Origin of the sequence: Dactylosporangium sp. NPDC006015 (genome assembly GCF_040614215.1) — a bacterium.
Taxonomy (GTDB): domain Bacteria; phylum Actinomycetota; class Actinomycetes; order Mycobacteriales; family Micromonosporaceae; genus Dactylosporangium; species Dactylosporangium maewongense.
Window position 1 is genome coordinate 75,388 of the sequence record NZ_JBEXUD010000006.1, and the last position, 22,118, is coordinate 97,505.

At 73.5% G+C, this 22,118-nt stretch carries 21 protein-coding genes; 15 read left to right on the top strand and 6 right to left on the bottom strand.

Features of this window, described 5'->3' with window-relative positions; all coding sequences use genetic code 11:
• Positions 1-3 precede the first annotated feature (3 nt).
• Positions 4-1,389 carry a PLP-dependent aminotransferase family protein gene (locus ABZ321_RS12720; protein WP_344504706.1) on the bottom strand — a complete coding sequence of 462 codons (1,386 nt, stop codon included), beginning with the start codon at positions 1,387-1,389 and terminating at the stop codon, positions 4-6.
• A 46-nt stretch (positions 1,390-1,435) separates the two neighbouring features.
• Between ABZ321_RS12720 and ABZ321_RS12725 the strand changes: the two genes are divergently transcribed.
• Positions 1,436-2,728: an FAD-binding oxidoreductase gene (locus ABZ321_RS12725; RefSeq protein WP_354890986.1), complete on the top strand. Its 1,293-nt coding sequence runs from the start codon at positions 1,436-1,438 to the stop codon at positions 2,726-2,728.
• Positions 2,729-2,736: 8 nt separating this feature from the next.
• Positions 2,737-4,980 (top strand): HEAT repeat domain-containing protein, encoded by a 2,244-nt coding sequence (locus ABZ321_RS12730; protein ID WP_354890987.1) that lies wholly within the window; start codon positions 2,737-2,739, stop codon positions 4,978-4,980.
• A 172-nt stretch (positions 4,981-5,152) separates the two neighbouring features.
• Here the strand turns inward: ABZ321_RS12730 and ABZ321_RS12735 are convergent, their stop codons facing one another.
• Positions 5,153-5,641, bottom strand: coding sequence for a GNAT family N-acetyltransferase (locus tag ABZ321_RS12735; protein WP_344504709.1), 489 nt, complete (start codon positions 5,639-5,641; stop codon positions 5,153-5,155).
• A gap of 178 nt (positions 5,642-5,819) precedes the next feature.
• Here ABZ321_RS12735 and ABZ321_RS12740 point away from each other — a divergent pair, with 178 nt between their 5' ends.
• The 10 genes from ABZ321_RS12740 to ABZ321_RS12785 all read left to right on the top strand — a co-directional run bounded on the left by ABZ321_RS12740 (position 5,820) and on the right by ABZ321_RS12785 (position 14,808).
• Positions 5,820-7,187: a TrpB-like pyridoxal phosphate-dependent enzyme gene (locus tag ABZ321_RS12740; protein WP_344504711.1), complete on the top strand. Its 1,368-nt coding sequence runs from the start codon at positions 5,820-5,822 to the stop codon at positions 7,185-7,187.
• A complete protein-coding gene (locus ABZ321_RS12745) occupies positions 7,184-8,185 on the top strand; it encodes a DMT family transporter (RefSeq protein ID WP_354890988.1) in 1,002 nt (333 codons plus the stop codon). Before ABZ321_RS12740 ends, ABZ321_RS12745 begins: the two co-directional genes overlap by 4 nt.
• Positions 8,182-9,651, top strand: coding sequence for an AMP-binding protein (locus tag ABZ321_RS12750; RefSeq protein WP_354890989.1), 1,470 nt, complete (start codon positions 8,182-8,184; stop codon positions 9,649-9,651). Before ABZ321_RS12745 ends, ABZ321_RS12750 begins: the two co-directional genes overlap by 4 nt.
• Entirely contained in the window at positions 9,648-9,929 is a 282-nt protein-coding gene (locus ABZ321_RS12755; protein WP_344504714.1) for a hypothetical protein, read from the top strand. Before ABZ321_RS12750 ends, ABZ321_RS12755 begins: the two co-directional genes overlap by 4 nt.
• Positions 9,930-9,933: 4 nt before the next feature.
• Positions 9,934-10,308 (top strand): ectoine synthase, encoded by a 375-nt coding sequence (locus ABZ321_RS12760; protein WP_344504715.1) that lies wholly within the window; start codon positions 9,934-9,936, stop codon positions 10,306-10,308.
• 1 nt (position 10,309) lies between these two features.
• Complete coding sequence (locus ABZ321_RS12765; protein ID WP_354890990.1) at positions 10,310-11,467, top strand: acyl-CoA dehydrogenase family protein; 1,158 nt, start codon at positions 10,310-10,312, stop codon at positions 11,465-11,467.
• Positions 11,464-12,135, top strand: a complete 672-nt coding sequence (locus ABZ321_RS12770; RefSeq protein ID WP_354890991.1) for a transglutaminase family protein — start codon at positions 11,464-11,466, stop codon at positions 12,133-12,135. Before ABZ321_RS12765 ends, ABZ321_RS12770 begins: the two co-directional genes overlap by 4 nt.
• A 99-nt stretch (positions 12,136-12,234) precedes the next feature.
• Positions 12,235-13,239, top strand: a complete 1,005-nt coding sequence (locus ABZ321_RS12775) for an ATP-binding cassette domain-containing protein (protein WP_354890992.1) — start codon at positions 12,235-12,237, stop codon at positions 13,237-13,239.
• Positions 13,236-14,021, top strand: coding sequence for an ABC-2 family transporter protein (locus tag ABZ321_RS12780; protein WP_354890993.1), 786 nt, complete (start codon positions 13,236-13,238; stop codon positions 14,019-14,021). The genes ABZ321_RS12775 and ABZ321_RS12780 overlap by 4 nt, the downstream gene beginning before the upstream one ends.
• Before the next feature lies 1 nt (position 14,022).
• Positions 14,023-14,808, top strand: coding sequence for an ABC-2 family transporter protein (locus ABZ321_RS12785; protein WP_344504720.1), 786 nt, complete (start codon positions 14,023-14,025; stop codon positions 14,806-14,808).
• On the opposite strand, the gene ABZ321_RS12790 is transcribed toward ABZ321_RS12785, so the two are convergent.
• Complete coding sequence (locus tag ABZ321_RS12790; protein WP_354890994.1) at positions 14,787-15,467, bottom strand: NUDIX domain-containing protein; 681 nt, start codon at positions 15,465-15,467, stop codon at positions 14,787-14,789. The two genes, ABZ321_RS12785 and ABZ321_RS12790, sit on opposite strands and share 22 nt — an antisense overlap.
• Positions 15,468-15,546: 79 nt before the next feature.
• On the opposite strand from ABZ321_RS12790, the gene ABZ321_RS12795 reads away from it, so the two are divergent.
• From ABZ321_RS12795 to ABZ321_RS12805, 3 genes are all read left to right on the top strand, one after another.
• A complete protein-coding gene (locus ABZ321_RS12795) occupies positions 15,547-16,662 on the top strand; it encodes an SPFH domain-containing protein (RefSeq protein ID WP_344504722.1) in 1,116 nt (371 codons plus the stop codon).
• Between the two features lie 184 nt (positions 16,663-16,846).
• On the top strand, positions 16,847-17,737 hold the full coding sequence (locus ABZ321_RS12800; protein ID WP_354890995.1) for a hypothetical protein: 891 nt from the start codon (positions 16,847-16,849) through the stop codon (positions 17,735-17,737).
• Positions 17,738-17,763: 26 nt separating this feature from the next.
• Positions 17,764-18,825 carry a hypothetical protein gene (locus ABZ321_RS12805; protein WP_354890996.1) on the top strand — a complete coding sequence of 354 codons (1,062 nt, stop codon included), beginning with the start codon at positions 17,764-17,766 and terminating at the stop codon, positions 18,823-18,825.
• A 153-nt stretch (positions 18,826-18,978) separates the two neighbouring features.
• On the opposite strand, the gene ABZ321_RS12810 is transcribed toward ABZ321_RS12805, so the two are convergent.
• The 3 genes from ABZ321_RS12810 to ABZ321_RS12820 form a co-directional block, all read right to left on the bottom strand.
• A complete protein-coding gene (locus ABZ321_RS12810; RefSeq protein ID WP_344504725.1) occupies positions 18,979-19,605 on the bottom strand; it encodes an FMN reductase in 627 nt (208 codons plus the stop codon).
• Entirely contained in the window at positions 19,602-20,690 is a 1,089-nt protein-coding gene (locus ABZ321_RS12815; RefSeq protein ID WP_354890997.1) for an LLM class flavin-dependent oxidoreductase, read from the bottom strand. Before ABZ321_RS12815 ends, ABZ321_RS12810 begins: the two co-directional genes overlap by 4 nt.
• Before the next feature lie 112 nt (positions 20,691-20,802).
• The gene (locus ABZ321_RS12820) at positions 20,803-22,101 is read right to left on the bottom strand and encodes a hypothetical protein (RefSeq protein WP_354890998.1); all 1,299 of its coding nucleotides are present in this window, start codon (positions 22,099-22,101) and stop codon (positions 20,803-20,805) included.
• Positions 22,102-22,118: the final 17 nt, after the last annotated feature.

Genomic DNA, 22,118 nt, shown 5'->3' on the forward strand with positions numbered 1-22,118 from the left:
CCGTCAGGTCAGGTCGGACAGGGCGGCGGCGAGGATGGTGACGCCCTCCTCGATGGCGGGCTCGGAGAGGTGGCCGTAGCCGAACAGCAGGCCCGGCGGGCCGGGGGCCAGGCGGAAGCGGCCGACGCCGTACACGGTGAGCCCTCGCGCCAGCGCGGCGGCCTCCACCGCTTCCTCCGGCAGGCCGGGCGGAAGCCACGCGACGAGGTGCTGGCCGGCCGCGATCCCGACGGGGCGGAGCCGGGGCAGGTGCCTGGCGAGGGCGGTCAGCAGGGTGTCGCGGCGGCGCCGGTACAGGGGGCGCATCCGCCGCAGGTGCCGGTCGAACTCGCCGCCGGCGAGGAAGTCCGCGAAGGTCAGCTGGTCGATCGCCGGGGAGCCGCGGTCGGCGAGCACCTTCGCCTCGACGACCGGGGCGACGAGGTGCGGCGGCAGGACCATCCAGCCGAGCCGCAGGCCGGGCGCGAGGGTCTTGCTGGCGGAGCCGACGTACGCGACGCGGTCCGGGGCGAGGCCCTGCATGGCGCCGACGGCGGCCCGGTCGTAGCGGTACTCGGCGTCGTAGTCGTCCTCGATGACCAGCGCGCCGGTGGCGGCCCACCGGATGACGGCGGCGCGGGCGGCGGCGGGCAGGACGCCGCCGGTCGGCCACTGGTGCGACGGGGTCAGCACGAGCGCGTCGGCGGCCACCCCCGCGAGGGCCGTGACGTCGACACCGTCGGGGCCGACGGGGACGCCGGTCACGGTCATGCCGGACGCCAGCGCCAGGGCGCGGGCGTCGTCGTCGGAGGACGGGTCCTCGACGGCGAGGCGGGTGGCGCCGGCCGCGCGGAGCACCTGGATCAGCAGGTTCGCCGCCTGCGCGTAGCCGCCGCAGATCACGATCGTCTCTGGGCGGGCGTCGGTGCCACGGACCCGGTTGAGGTAGTCGGCGAGGGCGGCCCGCAGCTCGGGGGTGCCCTGGCCGCTGGTGTAGCCGAGCCGGTCGGTGGGCGCGGTCGTCAGCACCCGCCGGACGGAGCGCAGCCACGCGGCGCGGGGGAAGCGCGACACGTCGGTGCGCCCGTAGCCGAAGCTGATCCGGGCCGGCGGCTCGACCTGGCGTGGCGGCGCGGCCGTGGGAGCCGGTCCGGTGGCGATCGTGGTGTACCCGCCGGACCGGCTGGTCAGGTACCCCTCGGCGGTCAGCTGCTCGTACGCCGTGACGACGACCCCACGGGAGACACCGAGCGACGCGGCGAGCGCCCGGCTGGACGGCAGCGCGCTGCCCACGGCGAGCCGGCCGCCGCGGATGCCCGTCCTGATCGCCGTCTCCAGCTGGCGGTGCAGCGGCCCGCCGGCGGGGTCGAGCGCGACGAGCAGCTCCGGATTGGTCCTCTCACGAGCCACAAGAACGGACCTTACCGCGGGGTCCAATCGGCGGGAAGCTCGACGCATGACGACAGGGACAGCAGAGGTGCTCCGGCCCGGCGACCGCGGTTACGACGACGCCCGGCAGGTGTGGAACGCGATGTTCGACCGCCGGCCCGCGATGATCGTGCGGTGCCGGACGGTCCAGGACGTGGCCGGCGCGGTCCGGGTCGCCCGCGAGCGGGACCTGGAGATCTCGGTGCGGTGCGGCGGGCACAGCGCGGCCGGGTTCGGCGTCACCGACGGCGGCCTGATGATCGACCTGACGCCGATGAGGCGGGCGAGCGTCGACCCGGCCCGGCGCCGCGCGTACGTGCAGGGCGGTGCGCTGCTGGGCGCCCTCGACGACGCGGCGCAGCGCTACGGCCTGGCCACCACGGCGGGCAACGTGTCGCACACCGGCGTCGGCGGCCTCACACTCGGCGGCGGCATGGGCTGGCTCGCCCGGCAGCACGGTCTCGCCTGCGACAACGTCGTCTCCTACGAGCTCGTCACGGCGGACGGATCCGTCGAGCGGGTCACCGACGGGGAGCTGTTCTGGGGGCTGAAGGGCGGCGGCGGCAACTTCGGGATCGTCACCGGGTTCGAGTTCGCGCTGCACGACACGGGCACCGAGGCGCTCGTCGTGGAGGCGACGTTCACCGGCGCCGCCCGGCACGCGGCGATGCGCCGGTGGCGCGACGAGCATCTCACCGCGCCGCGGCAGGCGACGTTCACCGCGTGGAGCGCCCCCGGCACCCTGACCCTCGGCTATGTCTGGGTGGGTCCGGGTTCCTTCTCCCCGGCGTTCCTCCAGGGCGGCGCCGTGACGCGGCAGCCCATGTCGTACCTGCAACTGCAGCGCCGCGAGGACAGCTCGGGCCGGCACGCGCTGCGCCGGTACGGGCGCTCGCACTACCTCAAGTCGATGCCCGACGCGGCGGTCGACGCCTTCATCGCCGCCGGCGAGCACTGCGGCGCGGGCCTGCAGGGGTACGGCGGCGCCATCGCCGACGTCGCCGAGGACGCCACCGCGTTCGGCCACCGCGACACCATGTTCGAGTTCGGCGCCGGCTCCTCGTGGACCGACCCCGCTCAGGACGGCGCCCGCCGGGCCGCGGCACGGGCCGCGGCGGCGCTGCTCGAGCCCTTCGCCGGCGGCGTCTACGTCAACTCGCTGGGGGACGAGGGCGCGGCGGGGGTGCGCCGCGCGTACCCGCCGGCGAAGCTGGCCCGGCTGACCGCGCTCAAGGACCGCTACGACCCGGACAACGTCTTCCACCTGAACCAGAACATCCCGCCGTCTGCCGCCCGTTTTTGTCGTACCCCGCCGGCATGATGACCGGCATGACACCCGACGTGCGGCAATCGATGACCGCGCTGCTCGCCCTTCCCTCCCCGACGCCCGACGACGTCGACTGGGCCGGGTTCGAGCACTTCTATGGCAGGGCCGATGACGTGCCGGCGCTGCTGCGGGGCCTGCTGGACCCCGATCCGGAGACGGCTGAGCGCAGCCTCGCCACGCTGGGGAACAGGGTGTGTCATCAGGGTGGCAGCAGCGCGCCGGCGGCGCTGGCGGTGCCGTTCCTGATCCGTGCGGCGGCCGGTCCGGGCGTCCACGGCCGGGAGGGTCTGCTGCTGCTGGCGGCTCAGGCCGTCCGCTCCGACCGGTCGGGGCGGGCCTTGCGTTCCGACCTGCTCCGGGCCGCCGACGACGGCGACAGTTTCGGCGACCCGTCACCCGAGGCGGCCCGCGCCGCCGTGCTCGCCGGCGTGCCGTCGCTGCTGCCGTTGCTCGACGACGCCGGTCCCGGCAACCGGTCGACGGCGGCGTTTGCGCTGGCCACGGTGTCACCGGCCGGCTCGCCCGAGGTGGCGGCGGCACTGCGCGGGCGGCTGGCGGTGGAGGCCGACCCGGTGGTGCGGATCTGCCTGGTGCTGGCCGTCGCGCAGCTGGCCCTCGACCACGGCGACGCTGCGGAGGTCGTCGCCTGGGCCGGGGACCTGTGGGGCGGCGAGGTCCATCCGCTCGACGTGCGGTTCGCGGCCGGGCTCGCCTGGCTGTGCGCGACCCCGGCGGCGCCGCCGGAGCCGCTGCTGCGGCTGCTGCTGGCCGGGGCCGGCGCCGCGGAGGCCTGGATGCGGCGGGTGCCATGGGTGAGCCAGCAGCTGGACCACGGCATGGGCGCGTGGCTCGTGGCGTTGCTCGGTGACACGCACGAGTTCCCGCTGCGGCCGGATCCGGTGGGCCGGCCGGCGGCGGAGGGGCGCGAGGCGGCCGGCCGGTTCACGGCGGCGCTGACGACGCACGAGGATCCGGCGGTCGTGGTGTCGGCGTGCGAGGCGGCGGCACGGCAGGTCAGGATGTGGCGGGACGGGACGGGGGCGATGCTCGAGCTGCTCGCGGAGTGTCTCCACCACCCGAGCCGCGCGGTGCGGTCGGCGGCCGGCTCGCGCCTCGCGCGGTGCGGCGCCGTCCCGGACCGGGTCGCCGACCGGGTCGCGACCGTGCTCGACCACGACGACGATCCGGAGCTGCGGGGATGGGCCGCGCTCACCCTCGCCCACCGCGGCGACGCCCGCGCGGTCGCGCCGCTGATCGACCTGCTCACCGCCGGCACCTGCGCGCTGCCGGAAGGGTGGATCTGGATGGACAGGACGCCACAGCGGCTGCTGGACCTGATGCGGCCGCACGCGGCCGCGCTGCTGCCCGCGGTCGTGCACCGGCTCACCGCCGGCGACACCGACGGCTGGCGGCACGTCCGGCAGGACCTCGTCGCCGGGCTGTCCAGCTGGCGGGAGGACGCCGCGGACGCCGCCGAAGCGCTCGCCCGCCTGCTCGGCGACGCGGAGTTCGACCGGACGGCCGGCCATGCGTCCGGGCACAAGGCCGTGGCCACGGCGCTCGGCAGGATCGGGCCGGCGGCTGGCGTCGCGGTGCCCGCGTTGGATCGGCTTGCCGCTGGCGTCGCGGTGCCTGCACTGGATCGGCTTGCCGCCGGCGTCGTGGTGCTTGCGTTGGATCGGCTCGCCGACGGCACGGCGCCGGACTCCCTCGGCACCCTGCTCTGGGCGCGGTGGCGGATCACCGGTGAGGAGACCAGCGCGACCGCGGCGGCCCTCGCCCGGCTCGCCGTCGTCCCACTGGCCGACGTGACGGCGCTGTCGCTGCTCGCGGACATGGGTCCCGCCGCCGCGGGGCACGAGGCGGTGATCCGCGGCAGACTCACCGACTCCTTCGAGTGGGCCCGGGCCGAGGCCGCGAACGCCCTCTGGCGGTGCACCGCGGACGCGTCCGGCGCGCTGCCGGTCCTGACCGAGCTTGTTGACGGGGTTCCGTGGGCGCCGCTGTTCGGGGCCGGCCACGGGACGGTCGTCGGGTGTCTGGCCGACATCGGTCCGGCGGCGGCGCCGGCGGTCCCGGCGATGGTCGCGTTCCTTGACCGGGACCGCAGGCCGGGCACCGACGGGCCGCGGCACGACCCGGTCAGCTGGGACCAGCATGCGGTCGCCACCGTCAGGTCCGCCGTCCACCGCATCCATGGCGGGCCGGCGCCGCGCGAGGTGCTCACGGCCGCCGACGGCGGTTGACGTGGTGGACGGCAGCGGTCGGTAGCAGGGCGTGGCAGGCGCCGGACACGACGGGCCACCGGCCGTGCCGGTGGCCACGCGGCGGAGGTTGTGTAAGGGCAGGTCCCCGGAGCCCCGTCCAGGTTGTGGACGGCCTCGGTCTCTTGGCGACGGTCTGCGTTGATGGGCGGGGTCAGGCCTGCCTGGCGAGGTCGGCGAGCGGCGCGCCGGTGAGCCGGTAGATGGCGATGTCCTCGCCGAGCACGGAGGGGATCTCGGCGCCGATCGAGCGGTAGTAGGCGTCGACCGGGTCGTTGGTGGGCCGGCCCCACCACTGCATGTGGCGGTAGCCGCGTTCGGCGCAGACCGCGGCCACGGTGCTCAGCAGGGCGGTGTCGACGCCGGTGCCGACGGCGTCCTCGCGGATGTAGATGTCGTCGACGTGGATCGCGGTGCCGCGCCAGGTGCTGTAGACCAGCGCCCACAGGGTGTACCCGACGACGTCGCCGGTCTTGTCGTCGATCGCGAGGTGGGCCCAGGCGACGGGTGCGGGGCCGAACAGGGCGCGGCCGAGCTCGGCCTCGTCGGTGCTGATCTGGTCGGTCGCCTCCTCGCTGGCGGCCATGTCCAGCACCAGCGAGTGGAGCAGGCCGAGGTCGTCGGCGGTGACTTCACGAATCATGGCGGTCACGGTCGCACGTGTCCGGCCGGGGGGCACTGGGGCTTCCCCTAAACATCGGCCGCAATCCCTACCTTCGCGGGGGGTTCGGTGCCGACCATGGGTCATCGGCGGCGACTTCGGGGGCGTGGCCACCGCAACTCAGTGTCCACTGTGTCCACTGTGCGGAGAGGCGGCCTCGATGGAGGCGGTACGTTTCGATCTCAGCCCCTCGGAGATACCCGAGACCTGGTACAACATGGCCGCCGACCTCGACTACGTGGCGCCGGCGCTGAGCCCGGCGACGGGCGAGCCGGTGACCCGTGACGACATGCTGCGGACGATGCCGGAGGCGCTGGTCGACCAGGAGCTCAGCCGGGAGCCGGAGTTCGAGATCCCGGGTGAGGTGCGGCAGTTCTACGCGCAGTGGCGGCCCACGCCGCTGATCCGGGCCCGCAATCTGGAGAAGGCGCTGGACACGCCGGCGCGGATCTACTTCAAGTACGAGGGCGTGGGCCCGACCGGCAGTTTCAAGCCGAACTCGGCGATCCCGCAGGCGTACTACAACAAGCGGGCCGGCAAGTCGGGTCTGATCGCCGAGACCGGGGCCGGGCAGTGGGGCAGCGCGATCTCGTTCGCGGCGTCGCTGTTCGGCATGGCGGCCAAGGTCTTCATGGTGCGGGTGAGCTTCCAGCAGAAGCCGCACCATCGCTCGCTGATGCAGATGTTCGGGGCGAGCTGCACGCCGAGCCCGAGCACGGAGACCGAGGCCGGGCGCGCGGTGCTCGACGAGAACCCCGACTTCCCGGGCAGCCTGAGCGTCGCGAAGTCGGAGGCGTTGCAGGTCGCGTTCGCCGACCCGCGGTGGGGCTACACGCGCGGCAGCGCGCTGAACCACGTGTGCGCGCATCAGACCGTCATCGGCCAGGAAGCCATCGTGCAGATGGAGCGGGCCGGCGACTACCCGGACATCGTGGTGGCGTGCGCGGGCGGCGGCAGCAACCTCGCCGGCCTGGCGTTCCCGTTCCTGCGCGCGCGGCTGCACGGCGGGCCGGACGTACGGCTGATCGCGGCGGAGCCGGCGGCGTGCCCGTCGCTGACGCAGGGCCGGATCGCCTACGACTACTCCGACACCGCCGGGCTCACCTCGCTGACCCGCACGCACACGCTGGGTCACAGGTTCGTGCCGCCGCCCGTGCACGCGGGTGGCCTGCGGGCGCACAACATCGCGCCGCTGGTCAGCCGGGTCGTGGAGGAGGGCCTGATGGAGGCGGTCGCGTTGCGCCAGCGGGACTGCTTCGAGGCGGGGGTGCTGTTCACCCGGACCGAGGGCATCGTGCCGGCCCCCGAGTCGACGCACGCGATCCGCGCCGCGGTCGACGAGGCACTGCGCGCCCGCGAGGAGGGCGTGACCAGGACGATCCTGTTCGGGCTCTCGGGGCACGGCAACTTCGACCTCAGCGCGTACGAGCGATACCTCGGCGGCACGCTCGCCGACGACAGCATCGACCCGCAGGCCCTGGAGATCGGGCGCAACAGCATCCCGGTGCTGGCCGGAGCGGCGTCGTGAAGGGGCTCAGCGCGCTGCAGTTCGTCGCCCTGGGGATCATCTGGGGCTCCAGCTACCCGCTGATCAAGCTTGCCGGCGAGGAGCTGAGCCCGGGCCAGCAGGTGCTGGGCCGCCTGGTCCTCGGATCGGCGGTCCTGGTGCTCATCGCCGCGGTCACCCGGTCCCGGCTGCCACGGTTCGGGTTCGTGTGGGTGCACATCACCGTGACCACCGTGCTCGGCATGGTCGCCCCGTTCCTGCTGCTGGCCTGGGGCGAGCAGCGCACCAGCGCCTCGATGGCCGGCGTGCTCACCGCGGCCACCCCGCTGCTGACCCTCGCACTGGCCACCGTGCAGCTGCGCAGCGAGCGGGCGACGGTGCGGCGCACGGCCGGGGTGATCCTCGGGTTCGCCGGGATCGTGCTGGTGATGGCGCCGTGGTCCGAGCTGGGCGGCACGATCGGCGGCCAGCTGGCCTGCCTGGCCGTCGCCGGGATCTACGCCGCGCACGCCGTGTTCGTCCGCAAGTTCCTGTCCGACCGGGGCATCCCGCCGATCTCGTCGGCGACGGCCCAGACCCTCGTCGCGACGGTGCTGCTCGCCGTGCTGCAGCCGTTCCTCGGCTGGCACACCCCGTCGTCGGTCGGCTGGCACGTGGTGCTGAGCATCGTGTCGCTCGGCGTGTTCGGCACCGGCCTGGCGTACGTCCTCTACAACCGGCTGATCGCCGACATCGGCGCGACCGGCGCCTCCGCGGTGAACTACCTGGTCCCGTTCATCAGCCTGATCCTCAGCGCGGTGTTCCTCGGCGAGGCGATCACCTGGAACGTGCTGGTCGGCGGCGTGGTGATCGTGGCGAGCATCCTGCTCGGTGAGGACCAGCTGCGGCCCGGCGCCTGGCGGACCCAGTCCGGTCACGTGGAGGTCGCCGGTGATGCGAAGCCCTCCGGTGGCGGGGAGCCCTCCCGCGGCGGGGAGCCGGTCGCGGAAGCCGCACCCGCCGGCCGGGAGGCCTCATGACCGGGCGTGCGCTGGCCGACGCCGTGTACGCCGCGGCCCGGCTCGCTCCGGAGCGCACCGCCGTGTCGTACCGCGGCGGCGGGACCACCTTCGCCGAGCTCATCGCCGCGAGTGAGACCGCCGTGGTGGCGCTGGACAAGCTGGACCTGCCGGCGGGGCAGCCGATCGCGGTCCACGCGGCGAAGTCGCCGCAGACCATCGCCCTGATCCTGGCCTGCTTCGCTGCCGACCGGCCGGTGCTGCTGCTCTCCGTCGACCTCGGCGCGCAGGTGGCCGGCAGCCTGGTCCAGCGGGCCGGGTGCGCGGGCGTCGCCGAAGCGACCGGCGACGGCGCCTTCGACTGGTCCCCAGCGCCGGTCCCGGGCGATGCGCCGGCCCTGCCGCCGGACACCTGCCTGATGCTGACCACGTCCGGCTCGACCGGCGTACCGAAGATCGTCCCGCTGGGCGGGCCGGCGCTGGGCCGCTTCACCGGCTGGGCCGCCGACACGTTCGAGCTGGGCGCCGGCACCCGGGTCCTCAGCTACGCACCGCTGAACTTCGACCTGAGCCTGCTCGACGTGTGGGCCACCCTCGGGCACGGCGGCACCGTCGTGCTCGTCGACCCCGACCGGGCGGCCAACCCCGCGTACCTGCTGGACCTCGTCACCACCGCCCGGCCGCACGTGGTGCAGGCGGTGCCGATGTTCTACCGGCTGCTCCTGGACGCCGCAGCAGCAGCAGCCGCAGCCGCCGCCGCGGACGGCGGGGTCGCGGTGCCGGACGTGCGGCACGTCGTGCTGACCGGCGACCACACGCCGCCCGCGCTGCGCGCCGCCCTGCCGGACCTGTTCCCCGCGGCGGTCCTGCACAACGTGTACGGCTGCACCGAGACCAACGACAGCTTCATCCACACGTTCGGCGCGGACGAGGCCCGGGACGGCGAGCCGCTGCCGCTCGGGGCGCCGCTCCCCGGCGTGCACGCTCACCTGACCGGCGACGACGGGGAGCCCTTCGACGGGCCCGGCATGGGCGAGCTGGTGGTGTCGACGCCGTTCCAGGCCGTCGGGTACCTGGCCGGCGACCGTTTTCCGGTCCGGGACGGCCACGCCTGGTACCGCACCGGCGACCTGGTCACCCGCGACGACCGCGGCCGGCTCGTGCTGGTCGGGCGCACCGACTTCCAGGTCAAGGTCCGCGGCGTGCGGATCAGCCTGGAGGAGGTCGAGCAGGTCCTGCTCGCCCACCCCGACGTCGCCGAGGCGGCCGTGGTCGCGCTGCCCGACGCCGCGGCCGGGGCCAGGATCACCGCCGTCGTGCGCCCCCGCTCCTCCGGGCTGACCGGCCTGCAGGTGCGCACCTGGTGCGCGCAACGCCTCACCCGCGCCGCCATCCCCGCGGTCTTCGACCTGCGCAGCGTCGCGCTGCCGGTCGGCGTCACCGGCAAGGTCGACCGCGCCCGCCTGAAGAAGGAACTGACCGTATGAGCAGCCATCAGCGCGAGATCAGCGAGTACCTCGTGACGCGGTACCTGCCCGGGACCCCGGCCACGGAGCTGCCGGGCGACTACGACCTGCTCGACAACGGAGTCGTCGACAGCCTCAGCCTGCTGGAGCTGGTCGGCTGGGTCAGCGAGCGGTACGCCGTCGCCCTCGACCAGATCGACCTGAACCCCGACGACTTCCGTTCGGTGGCGGCGGTCGACCGCTTCATCGCCCGCAACACCCGGGTCCGCGACGCCGCCTTAGCGGCAGAGAAGGAGTGACTCCATGATCGTCCGGGACCAGAGCCAGGCCAAGACGGTCGACTGGGGCAACGGCCTGAGCCGCCGGTACCTGCTGGAGGCCGACAAGATGGGCTTCACCGTCTGCCACACGACGGTGCGCCCGGGCACCAAGTCGCGGCTGCAGTACCGCCGGCACCTTGAGGCGTGCCTGTGCATCCGCGGCACGGGGCGGGTGGTCACCGCGGACGGCCAGGAGTTCGAGATCACCCCCGGCGTCATCTACGCCCTCGACGCGCACGACGCGCACTTCCTGATCGCCGACCCCGACAGCGAGCTCGAACTGATCAGCGTCTTCAACCCGCCGCTGATCGGCGACGAGGTCCACTCGCTGGACTCCGACGAGTACTCCCAGTACTGAGATGGCCTGGTCCCGGGAACAACAGGAGCTGCACGACGCCGTGCTCGCGGTCGCCGCGACGCTGGGCACCGACCACGTCGAACGCGACGCGGCGGGCACCTTCGACACCGAAGGCTGGAAGAAGCTCGCCGAGCTGGGACTGTTCGGACTGCCGTTCGCCGAACAGTACGGGGGACTGGCCCAGGACCTGCCGACCACGATGTACGCGCTGGAGGCCCTCGGCACGGCGTGCCGCGACGGGGGCCTGAGCTTCTCGGCGGTGACCCACCTGGTCAGCACCGGGGTGGCCCTGCACCGGTTCGGCTCGGCCGAGCTCAAGCGGCGGTACCTGCCGGACGTCTGCGCCGGCAGCGTCATCGGGGCGCACGCCGTCACCGAACCGGCGGGCGGCTCGGACATCACCCCGATGCGCACCACGGCGGTGCCCGACGGCGACGGCTTCGTCCTCAACGGCAGCAAGGCGTTCGTCAGCAACGGCCCGATCGCCGACGTCATCCTCGTCTACGCCCGCACCGGCAAGCTCGGCAACCCGGCCGCGATCAGCACGTTCCTGGTGCCGCGCGGCACCCCCGGGCTCAGCGTCGGCCGGTCGGTGGACAAGATGGGGCTGCGCACCTCGCCGCTGGCCGAGCTGTTCCTCGACGACGTCCGGGTGCCCCGCGCGAACCTGGTCGGCTCGCCGGGCGCCGGTCTGCTGATCCTCGACGCGGTGATGAAGTGGGAGATCCTCTGCGGCTTCGTCGTCAACCTCGGCGAGATGCGGCACCGGCTCGACCGCTGCGTGCAGTACGCCCGCACCCGGCGGCAGTTCGGCCAGCACATCGGCCACTACCAGTCGATCTCGCACCGGATCGTCGACATGGGCACCGACGTGGAGACCGCTCGCATGTGGCTCTACGGGACCGCCCGCAAGCTGGCCGCGGGCGGCAACGTGACCACCGACATCGCCCGCACCAAGCTGATCGTCAGCGAGAGCAACGTGCGCTCCGCCCTCGCGGCCGTGCAGATCTTCGGCGGCTACGGGTACACGACGGAGTACGGGCTGGAGAAGGAGCTGCGCAACTCGGTGTCCGGCACCATCTACTCCGGCACGTCGGAGATCCAGCGGGAGCGGCTCGCCGCCCTGATGGGCCTGCACCGCCCCTTGGAGGTGTCATGACGGCGAACCTGACCGGGCTCACCCGGCCCACGTACTTCCTGGACCACGACCACCCCGTCGTGGCCGGCTTCGCCGCCAAGGCCCTGGCCGGCCTGGACGAGGGCGCCACCGACGTCGACAAGGCGGTCCGGCTCTACTACGCCGTGCGCGACGGCATCCTGTACGACGTCTACCACGCCGACCTGAGCCGCGCCGGCCTGACCGCCGGCGCCGTCATCGGCCGCGGCCGCGGCTTCTGCCTGCACAAGTCCATCGTGTACGCGGCCGTGGTGCGCGCGGCCGGCATCCCCAGCCGCATCACCTACGGCGACGTGCGCAACCACCTCGCCTCGCCGCGGCTGCGCGACCTCGTCGGCGGTGACGTGTTCTTCCACAGCCTGACCACGGTGCACCTGGACGGGCGGTGGGTCAGGGCCACGCCGGTGTTCAACAAGCTGCTGTGCAAGCTCTACGGGATGGCGCCGCTGGAGTTCGACGGCCGTGCCGACAGCCTCTACCACCCGTTCGACGGCGACGGCAACCGGCACATGGAGTTCCTCAAGTTCTACGGCGACTTCGACGACGTGCCGTTCGACCTGGTCATCTCGACCATGCGCAGCAAGCACCCCAAGTTCCTGTCGAGCGCGTCCACGACCCCGTCCGGTTCGCTGATCGCCGAGGCGCCGTAGGGACCACGGCCGGCACCAGGGGGAAACAGCGACGGGCGCCACAGTCCGCCGGCGGAAAACGGGTTAATCCGGATCGCGAAGAAATACTAGGCTCCGGCGATGGCACTTGTGGAGGCTCGAGAACTGACCAAGGTCTTCCGCAGGCCGGACAAGGATCCGGGGCTGCGGGGGGCCGTCAAACATCTCTTCGTGCGGCGGTTCGTGGACAAGACCGCCGTCGATCACGTCGACCTGACGATCGAGGCCGGTGAGGCCGTCGCGTACGTGGGGCCGAACGGCGCCGGGAAGTCGACGACCGTGAAGCTGCTCAGCGGGATCCTGATGCCGACCTCGGGCGAGGTCCGCATCGACGGGTTGTCGCCGCAGAAGGACCGGATCGCGATGTCGCACCGGATCGGGGTGCTGTTCGGGCAGCGGACGCAGCTCTGGTGGGACCTGCCGGTGTCGGAGTCCCTGGCGGTGCTGCGCGACGTGTACGGCATCGACCACGGCACGTTCCGCAAGCGCATGGCCAGGTTCGAGGACGTCCTGGAGCTCGGCGAGGTGCTGCCGGTCCTGGGCCGGAAGCTGTCGCTCGGGCAGCGGATGCGGGCCGACCTCGCCGCGGCGCTGCTGCACGACCCGCCGGTCGTGTACCTGGACGAGCCGACGATCGGGCTGGACCTCGCCGTGAAGGACCGGGTCCGGGAGTTCTTCCGGACGGTCCGCGACGAGGGCACCACGGTCATGCTGACCAGCCACGACCTCGGCGACATCGAAGGGTTCTGCCGGCGGCTCGTCATCATCGACGAGGGCAGGATCATCTTCGACGGGGACCTGGAGGCGGTGAAGGACGCGTTCGCCCGCGAGCGGATCCTCAACGTGCAGACGGAGACGGCGGTGCCGCTGGACGACGTCCGCGCCGCGCTGCCGGGCGCGACGATCGAGCCGGGCGAGACGCCATCGCAGTTCGCGGTGCGGTTCGACCGGTTCGCGATGACCGCGGGACAGGTCGTCACGGCGCTCGCGCCGCTGGCGAACCTCGTCGACTTCGGTGTCGACGAGCCGTCCATCGAGGATGTCATCCGGCGGGTGTACAGCGGGGAACTGGTGCTCCATTCATGAAGCCGTATCTCGCCCACGCCCGGGCGACGGCGTTGAGCGCGCTGGCGTACCGCGCCAACTTCCTGCTGTCGCTCGGTGGCGTCGCGTTCCAGCTCATCGCGCTGCTCGCCGTCTGGCGGGTGCTGCTCGCCGACGGCCCGGTCGGCGGGTTCGCGTGGCCGCAGATGCGCGCGTACCTGGTGGTCGCGTTCGCCTCCGGCGCCCTCGTCGGCGCGTTCGTCGACTTCCGCATGTCGCACCGGATCCGGTCCGGGCTCGTCGCGCTGGACCTGGTGAAGCCGGTGGACTACCAGCGGGCCAGGTTCGCCGAGACGGTCGGCGGCGTGTGGATCGAGGTCGTGGCGGTGGTGGTGGTCGTCGTGGTGACCGTCGCGGTCGGCGGGGCGCTCGACACGCCGCCGGGGCCGATGCTGGCGCTGTTCGCGGCCAGCATGGTGCTGATCGTGCCGCTGAAGTTCGCCGTGTCGTACCTGAGCACGCTCGCCTGCTTCTGGACGGAGAACTTCGTCGGCGTGATGTGGGCCAGGCAGGCGCTGACCGGGCTGCTGTCCGGTGCGCTGGTGCCGCTGGTGTACTTCCCGGGCTGGCTGGCCACGGCGGCGCAGTGGTCGCCGTTCGCCGGACTCACCTCCACGCCGGCGCTGATCTTCATCGGGAAGGCGTCCGGGTCGCACGCGGTCCTGCTGGTCGCCACCCAGCTCGGCTGGGTCCTCGCGATGTGGTTCGGCGCACGGCTGCTGTTCCGGCGGGGGCTGCGCCGGCTGACCGTGAACGGGGGTTGAGATGCGCACGGTCCGGCTCTACGTAAGGCTGCTCGGCGCGCACCTGCGCTCGCTGCTGGAGTACGAGAGCGACTTCTGGATCATGATGGCCGGCACGGTCGTCATGCAGGTCGTCAACGTCGCGTTCCTGGCGGCGATCTTCGCCAAGGTGCCGCACATCAACGGCTGGTCGTTCTGGGCGGTCGTGGCGATGTTCGCGATGGTGGCGATCGCCGAGGGCGTCGGCTCGCTGTTCTTCGAGGGCATGTGGAACCTCGCCTGGCAGATCAACCAGGGCGACCTCGACTACATGATGGTCCGCCCGTACCCGATCGTCCTGCAGGTCAGCAGCATGCAGATCGGGATCAACGGGCTGTCCAACATCGTCACCGGCGGGCTGATGCTCGGCGGGGCGCTGACCCACCTGGACATCGACTGGACCGCCGGCCGGGTCGCGGTCGCCGTCGTGGTGCTGGTGTCCGCCATCGCCATCAAGGTCGCCATCAACCTCGCGACCAACGCGGTGTCGTTCTGGATGCAGAGCCCCAGCCCGCTGTTCGCGTTCGCCGTGCACCAGGTCGGCGACCTCGCCCGCTTCCCCCTGTCCATCTATCCGCTGGCGCTGAAGGCGGCGCTGGGCTTCGCCCTGCCGTTCGCGTTCGTCAGCTTCTTCCCGGTCAGCCTCCTGCTCGGCGGTAGCTCCGCGTGGGTGGGCCTGCTGACGCCGCTCGTCGCCGCCTACTGCCTGACGGTGGCGTGGTTCGTCTTCTCGCGCGGCCTGCGCCGCTACGAGAGCGCCGGCAACTGACCCTTCCGCAGCAGCGGAGGGTGGAGCACCGGGGCCGTCCCGCGCGTGAACAGCTGCGCGGGGCGGCCCCGCTCACCGGCCGTGCTGCGACCCGTCGCCTCGACGAACCCCTCGGTCGACGTGACCTTGCGGTGGAAGTTGCGCGGGTCCAGCCTGGTGGCCCACACCGCCTCGTACACCTGCCGCAGCTCGGCGATGGTGAACTCGGGCGGGCAGAAGGCGGCCGCGAGGGGCGTGTACTCGAGCTTGGCCCTGGCCCGCTCGACCCCGTCGGCCAGGATGCGGTCGTGGTCGAAGGCCAGGCCCGCCAGCCCTTCGAGGGGCACCCAGTCCGCGGCGGCGGCGTCGCTGCCGGCCCGCGGCGCTGGCGCGTCGGGCAGCAGCGCCAGGTAGGCGACGGTGACGACCCGCCCGCGCGGGTCCCGGCCGGGCGCGCCGTAGCTGCCGAGCTGCTCGAGGTGCCCCGCACCGCGCAGGCCCGTCTCCTCGACCAGCTCCCGCTCGGCGGCCTCGCCGAGGTCCTCGTCCGGCAGCACGAAGCCGCCGGGCAGCGCGTACCCGCCCTGGAACGGGGGGATCGCCCGGCGGATGAGCAGCACGCTGAGCGCGCCGTCGCGGATCGTCAGCATCACCAGATCGACGGTCACGGCGAACGTCATGTATTAATCACCACATTGACGAGAAAGGGCGACGACGGTTATCGTCAAGACGACGATAACTCATCCTGGGAGTGCCGACATGGCCGACGTGACCACCCGCTTCTTCCTGCGCCACCTGCGTGGCGCGCCGACCTCGTGGGTCCGCCACCACGTCAAGGGCAAGGTGCGGCACGAGGGCATCGGCCAGTCGTTCTACTACCGGCCGCTGACCGCCGTGCTGTCCGAGGTCCCCGTCGACGACCGCGAGCTGCCGCTGCTGTTCCACGCCCGCACCGCCGACTTCGCCGACGTCACGGTGCAGGCGACGGTCACCTACCGGATCAGCGCCCCCGACGTCGCCGCCGCCCGCCTCGACTTCTCCGTCGACCCGCGGTCCGGCGCGTGGCGCGGGCAGCCGCTCGACCAGGTGGCCACGCTGCTGGCCGAGCTCGCCCAGCAGCCGGCCCTGGACCTGCTGGCCCGGCTGCCGCTCACCGACGCCCTGACCGCCGGGATCGCGCCCGTCCGCGAGGCCGTCAGCCAGGCACTCGGCGGCGACCCGCGCCTCACCGACACCGGCGTCAGCGTCGTCAGCGCCCGCGTCGTGGCGATCCGCCCCGAGCCCGACCTGGAGCGGGCCCTGCAGACGCCGACCCGCGAGGCCGTGCAGCAGGAGGCGGACCGCGCCACGTACGCCCGCCGCGCCCGCGCCGTCGAGCAGGAGCGCGCGATCGCCGAGAACGAGCTGCAGAACAAGATCGAGCTGGCCCGCCGCGAGCAGGCGCTCGTCGAGCAGCACGGCGCCAACGCCCGCCGCAAGGCCGAGGTCGACGCCGCCGCGGCGCTCGTCGCGGCCCAGGCCGTCGCCGAGCGCGAGCAGGTCGCGGCCACCGCGGCGGCCGAGCGCTCGAAGATCACGGCCCTCGCCGACGCCGAGCGCCTGAAGGTCACGGCGGCCGCGGACGCGGACGCCGACCGGGCTCGCACCGAGGCCCGGGCCGAGGGCGTCCGCGCCGTCGGGCTCGCCGAGGCCGAGGCGGAGGCCGCGCGCCTGGCCGCCTACCGGGACCTCGCACCCGGCGTCCTGCAGGCCCTGGCGCTGCGCGAGCTCGCCGGCAACCTGCCCGAGATCGGCCAGCTCACCGTCACCCCCGACGTGCTGACCGGCCTCGTCGACCGCCTCGGCGGCGGCCGCTCCCTCGGCGGCCCGGCGTGACCGCCGTGTCGAGCCGGACGGTGATGGCCCGCCGCTGGTCCGCGTCGCACCGGATCCTGCGGCCCCGCCACCGCCGCCTCGTCCGCCGCCGCATCGTCGCATCGAGCACCGGCTGAGCCGCCGGCCCCGCACCGCTTGCCAGCATTGGAGAGGGGCTCGTCATGAGCGCATGGGCAGGGCCGTCGTGAGCACACTCGCGCCACGGGTGGTGCTGGTGTCGCGGCGCAGCGAGCTCGACGAGCTGCTCGCCCGGCACGGCACCCGCGCCGCCGCCGCGTACTTCCTGCGGCAGCGGGGCAGGGACCTCGACGAGGTCGCGGCCCGGCACGCGGCGCAGCAGGCGGCGCTCACCGTCGCCGGTGCGGCCGTCCCCGCGGACTGGCGGAGGGGGCACCTCGACCGGGGCGACCTGTCGCGGTTCCTGTTCTCGCCCGAGGACGTCGTCGTCGCCGTCGGGCAGGACGGTCTCGTCGCCAACGTCGCGAAGTACCTCGACGGGCAGCCCGTCATCGGGGTCGACCCGGCGCCGGACAGGAACCCTGGCGTGCTCGTGCGCCACCAGCCGCAGGCACTGAAGCGGCTGCTGCGGGACCTGCCCGGCCTGCCGGCGCAGGAGCGCACGATGGTGTCCGCGGCGCTCGACGACGGCCAGGAGCTCCTCGGCCTCAACGAGGTCTACTTCGGGCACGTCACCCACCAGTCGGCGCGCTACACACTGTCCACATCGGACGGAGCGCGGGAGCGGCACTCGTCGTCCGGCGTCGTCGTCGGAACGGGTACCGGCGCCACCGGATGGTGCTCCTCGATCGCCCGGCAGCGGGCGGACGCGCCGGCGAGCCCGGCCCCCGGCGAGGCGGCCCTGACCTGGTTCGTGCGCGAGGCGTGGCCGTCGCCGGCGACCGGTGTCACCTTGACCAGTGGCCGCCTCGACGGTGCCGAGACCCTGGAGCTGGCGAGCGAGGGCGAGGGACTCGTGGTGTTCGCCGACGGCCTGGAGGCCGACCGCCTGGAGCTGTCGTGGGGGCAGCGGGTCACGATCGGCGTCGCCGCCAGAAAACTGCGTCTCGTCATGTGACCTGTGGTGTGACACCATCTGCGGGCATGATCCGTGAACGGCTCCACGACCACGCGGTCCTGTTGCACCGCCAGGGCAAGGACGACCCGCTGCCCGCAGGCGGCGAGCCGTTCCCCGACGACCAGCGCCCCCGCACCGGCATCGGCCGCGACGCGCGGCGGGTCGGTGCGGACGTCGCCGCGATCCTCGACGCGCACTTCGCCTCGCCGGCCGCGGCGCCCAGGGCGCTCGTCGGGGCGTTCGACGAGGTGTACGTCCCGACCGCCGACAACGAACACGTCGCCGCCGCGGCGCTGCGGGCCGGGCGCAAGCGCGTCCGCCGGACCGGCCGGTGGCTGGTGCGCTTCGGCGTCGACCGGCGCGAGGTGGCCGTCGGCCTGGCGCTGCTCGGCACCGAGGCGACCACCTCGGACAAGGACATCGAGCTGATCCGCACGATCGGGCTGCTGTCCGCGGAGTTCGGCGAGCTCGCCGCCGAGTCGCTGCGCCACCGCGGCCCCGCCGGCATCGAGGCGCTGCTGTGGCTGGCCGCCCGCACCTCGGGCTGGGGCCGGGTCCACGCCGTCGAGGCCCTGTGCACCGTCGCCGTCCTGCCCGAGGTGCGCGACTGGCTGCTGCGCCACGCGTGCGCCGGCGACGACCTCGACGCGGTGACGGCCGGCGCCGTCGCGACCGCCGCGCACCTGCACGCCGCGATCATCGCCGACGAGGTGGACGACGCCCTGCTCGACCACGCCGGCGCGCTGCTGCGGGCGATGGCCGACGGGTCCGGCCAGGGCATGACGCTCGCCGACTACCCGCCGGCGCGGTTCGTGCTGGCCGCCTACGCCCGCCACCTCGCCCGGCGCAAGCCCACCTGGGCCCGCTACGCCACCGCCGCCGTCATCGCCGACCGGATCGCCCACCTCGAGCCGGAGGACCTCGGCTGCACGAAGAAGGAGCGCGAGCGGCTCGTCGAGCGGTTCGAGAAGATCCTCCGCCAGCGCCGCTGGCAGGCCACCGTCCCGCGGCGCAAGGCGAAGAAGGCCAAACCGGCCGCCGCCGCCCGGCGCCGGACCGCCCGGCGCCGGGGCAAGGCCAAGGGCTAGCACCGCCGCCCGGCGACCGCGCGGCCCTGGCCGGGGCTTTCAGTGACCGCGCGGCCCTGTTCCTGGCCTTGGCCTTCGCCCGGGGCCGGGGTCAGCGCCGCGGGTCGTCGGTGACCGCGCGGCCCTGACCTTGGCCTTCGCCCGGGGCCGGGGTCAGCGCCGCAGGTCGTCGGTGACCGCGCGGCCCTGGCCCGACAGCAGCGCGTCGAACGAGGTGGTCAGGGCGAACGGGTCGGCGACCACCGGCGACTCGCGCCGGCCGGCGAGCTCGGCCAGCTCGCGGCCGGCCCGGTCGATGCGCCGGTGCAGCGTCGCGTCGCCGCCGCCGGCCCAGTCCTCGGTCGCGGCGAAGACCGAGGTCGGCGCCACGACCGCGTGCAGGTAGGTGAACATGGGGCGCAGCGCGTGCTCCAGGGCGAGCGAGTGCCGGGCGGTGCCGCCGGTCGCGCCGAGCAGGACCGGCTTGTCGGCGAGCACGTCGTCACCGAGCACGTCGAAGAACGACTTGAACAGGCCGCTGTACGAGGCGTTGAAGATCGGCGACACGGCGATCACGCCGTCGGCGGCCGCGACCGCGTCGAGGACGTCCTTGAGCGCGGGCGCAGGGAAGCCGGTCAGCAGGTGGTCGGTGATCGCGTGCGCGTGGTCGCGCAGCTCCACCACCCGCACGTCGGTGTCCACCCCCAGCTCGCGGACGGTCGCGGCGGCGAGCCGGTCCGCGAGCAGGCGGGTCGACGACGGCTGGCTCAGCCCGGCGGAGATCACCACGAGGCGCTTCACGCTTCCACCTTCTCGGTCTGCCGCGCCTTCAGGGCGGCGTGGGTCGGGGCGTCCGGCACGTGCGCGGGCCGGCCGACCGCGAACTCCTTGCGCAGCACCGGCACGACCTCCTCGCCGAGGATGTCGAGCTGCTCCAGGACGGTCTTCAGCGGCAGGCCCGCGTGGTCCAGGAGGAACAGCTGGCGCTGGTAGTCGCCCACGTACTCGCGGAACGACAGCGTCCGGTCGATGACCTCCTGCGGGCTGCCCACGGTCAGCGGGGTCTGCGCGGTGAAGTCCTCCATCGACGGCCCGTGCCCGTAGACGGGGGCGTTGTCGAAGTACGGCCGGAACTCCCGCTTGGCGTCCTGCGAGTTCTTCCGCATGAACACCTGCCCGCCGAGGCCGACGATGGCCTGGTCGGCGGAGCCGTGCCCGTAGTGCTCGAAGCGCTGCCGGTACAACCCCACCATGCGAGCGGTGTGCTCCTTGGGCCAGAAGATGTGGTTGGCGAAGAAGCCGTCGCCGTAGTACGCGGCCTGCTCGGCGATCTCGGGGCTGCGGATCGACCCGTGCCACACGAAGGGCGGCACGCCGTCGAGCGGGCGCGGGGTCGCCGTGAAGCCCTGCAGCGGGGTGCGGAACTTGCCCTCCCAGTCCACCACGTCCTCACGCCACAGCCGGCGCAGCAGCGCGTAGTTCTCCACCGCGAGGGCGATCCCGTTGCGGATGTCCTGCCCGAACCACGGGTACACCGGCCCGGTGTTGCCGCGCCCCATCATGAGGTCCACCCGGCCGTCCGCCAGGTGCTGCAGCATCGCGTAGTCCTCGGCGATCTTGACCGGGTCGTTGGTCGTGATCAGCGTGGTCGCGGTCGACAGCTGCAGCGTGCTGGTCTTCGCCGCGATCCACCCCAGCATCGTGGTCGGCGACGACGGCACGAACGGCGGGTTGTGGTGCTCGCCGAGCGCGAACACGTCCAGCCCGACCTCCTCCGCCTTGAGCGCGATCGTCACCATCGCCTTGACCCGCTCCGCGTCCGTCGGCACCCGGCCGGTCGTCGGGTCCTGGGTGACGTCACCGACGGTGAACACTCCGAACTGCATCTCGCACGCTCCAAGCTCCTGGGTCTGACGCGCAGTAGAACATAGCTGCCGAGTCAAACATTCCGCCGGTGAACTATCGCACGCCCCACCGCCCCGCGATGTAACGCACGCCTCACCGTCCCGTACGCCACCGCAGCAGCACCCCGTCGGCGATCCCCGCCAGCTCCCCGGTGCCCCGGTGCAGGCAGGTCGGCGCGAACCCGGCGATCGTGGCCGTGCGGTGGCCGGTGACCGGGTCCCACACGTGCGTCGCGCTGCCCTGCACCGAGTACAGCCGCCGCCCGTCGGACAGCAACGTCCCGGCCGGCCCGGCGAACGCGGTCAGCTGCGTCCCGGACGCGACGCTGAACATCCGCACGCCGGCCAGCATCGCCTCGTCGACGTTTCCGATCCCGCTGACCGCCACCGTGGTGTCACCGACGAAGCACATCCCGGCGTCCCAGTGGTACCAGCGCTGACACAGCGCGTGCTTCGACGGCCCGTCCTCGGACTCCCACACGTTGCCGTCCAGCCACGCCCGCAGGCTCCACACCTGCGGTACCCCGGCCGCTCCCCAGACCCAGCCGTCGTCGGCGATCGCCGCGCTGCCGGCAGAGACGTGCAGCCGGCCGTGGAAGTAGTCCAGGTGGTGCGCCGGCCGGCCGTCAGGGCCCGCCACCGCCTCGAACTCGCGGCGGGTCAGCAGGTCCCCGGTCCGTGGGTCGCTGACGTCCAGCCGGTTCCACGCGGTGCGGTGCACCAGGACCGGGCGGCCGGCCACCACCGCGAACGCCGCCGAGAACGGCACCGCGTCGGGCCGGTACGCCCCGCCGTCCAGTGTCATCGTCCGGGCGCCGCGGGCGAGGTCCACGACCCGCCCGTTCCGTCCGTAGTCGTGGACCACCGCGGCGAAGCGGCCACAGGCGGAGACGTGTAACCGCGGACGCAGCGCATGCCCCATCCACGGCCTGTGGCCCGGCTCGCGGGCGACCTTGACGGTGGCCCGCACCGTCACCCGGCCGGCGTCGGGCTCCAGCTCGACGATCCGGCCGCGGGCGGTCAGCGCCAGCCACGTCGAGGTGGCCGCGTCGTGCACCGGAGCCAGGTCGATCACCTCGCCCAGCCGCCGCGGCACCGGCCACCGCAGCACGGTCGCGTCCACCGGCTCCGGCCGCTCCAGGATGCCGGGCTGGCCGCGCCACGCGGTGATGTCGTCCTCCAGCAGCCGGTCGACGCAGCCCTCACAGACCTCGGCCACCGCGACGGGCCCGTCGGCGCCGCCGCAAGCCTCGCACGCCAGGTCGTAGGCGAGCGCCTCGCCGGTCAGCAGCCCGACCAGGCTCGGCACGTCGTCCTCCGCCACGCGCACCAGGTGCGGGCACACGCGCACCGGCGAAGCCCTCGCGACATGACCACACGCCCGTGTCAGCACGCCAGCACCGTACCGGC

Excerpts from the sequence above, each read along its gene's own strand:
- ABZ321_RS12795 (WP_344504722.1), top strand. The coding sequence starts at position 15,547 with ATGGCCGACGTGACCACCCGCTTCTTCCTGCGCCACCTGCGTGGCGCG.
- ABZ321_RS12805 (WP_354890996.1), top strand. The coding sequence starts at position 17,764 with ATGATCCGTGAACGGCTCCACGACCACGCGGTCCTGTTGCACCGCCAG.
- ABZ321_RS12815 (WP_354890997.1), bottom strand. The coding sequence starts at position 20,690 with ATGCAGTTCGGAGTGTTCACCGTCGGTGACGTCACCCAGGACCCGACG.
- ABZ321_RS12770 (WP_354890991.1), top strand. The coding sequence starts at position 11,464 with ATGACGGCGAACCTGACCGGGCTCACCCGGCCCACGTACTTCCTGGAC.
- ABZ321_RS12790 (WP_354890994.1), bottom strand. The coding sequence starts at position 15,467 with ATGACGTTCGCCGTGACCGTCGATCTGGTGATGCTGACGATCCGCGAC.
- ABZ321_RS12755 (WP_344504714.1), top strand. The coding sequence starts at position 9,648 with ATGAGCAGCCATCAGCGCGAGATCAGCGAGTACCTCGTGACGCGGTAC.
- ABZ321_RS12725 (WP_354890986.1), top strand. The coding sequence starts at position 1,436 with ATGACGACAGGGACAGCAGAGGTGCTCCGGCCCGGCGACCGCGGTTAC.
- ABZ321_RS12775 (WP_354890992.1), top strand. The coding sequence starts at position 12,235 with ATGGCACTTGTGGAGGCTCGAGAACTGACCAAGGTCTTCCGCAGGCCG.
- ABZ321_RS12750 (WP_354890989.1), top strand. The coding sequence starts at position 8,182 with ATGACCGGGCGTGCGCTGGCCGACGCCGTGTACGCCGCGGCCCGGCTC.
- ABZ321_RS12785 (WP_344504720.1), top strand. The coding sequence starts at position 14,023 with ATGCGCACGGTCCGGCTCTACGTAAGGCTGCTCGGCGCGCACCTGCGC.
- ABZ321_RS12780 (WP_354890993.1), top strand. The coding sequence starts at position 13,236 with ATGAAGCCGTATCTCGCCCACGCCCGGGCGACGGCGTTGAGCGCGCTG.
- ABZ321_RS12730 (WP_354890987.1), top strand. The coding sequence starts at position 2,737 with ATGACACCCGACGTGCGGCAATCGATGACCGCGCTGCTCGCCCTTCCC.
- ABZ321_RS12765 (WP_354890990.1), top strand. The coding sequence starts at position 10,310 with ATGGCCTGGTCCCGGGAACAACAGGAGCTGCACGACGCCGTGCTCGCG.
- ABZ321_RS12740 (WP_344504711.1), top strand. The coding sequence starts at position 5,820 with ATGGAGGCGGTACGTTTCGATCTCAGCCCCTCGGAGATACCCGAGACC.
- ABZ321_RS12735 (WP_344504709.1), bottom strand. The coding sequence starts at position 5,641 with ATGATTCGTGAAGTCACCGCCGACGACCTCGGCCTGCTCCACTCGCTG.
- ABZ321_RS12760 (WP_344504715.1), top strand. The coding sequence starts at position 9,934 with ATGATCGTCCGGGACCAGAGCCAGGCCAAGACGGTCGACTGGGGCAAC.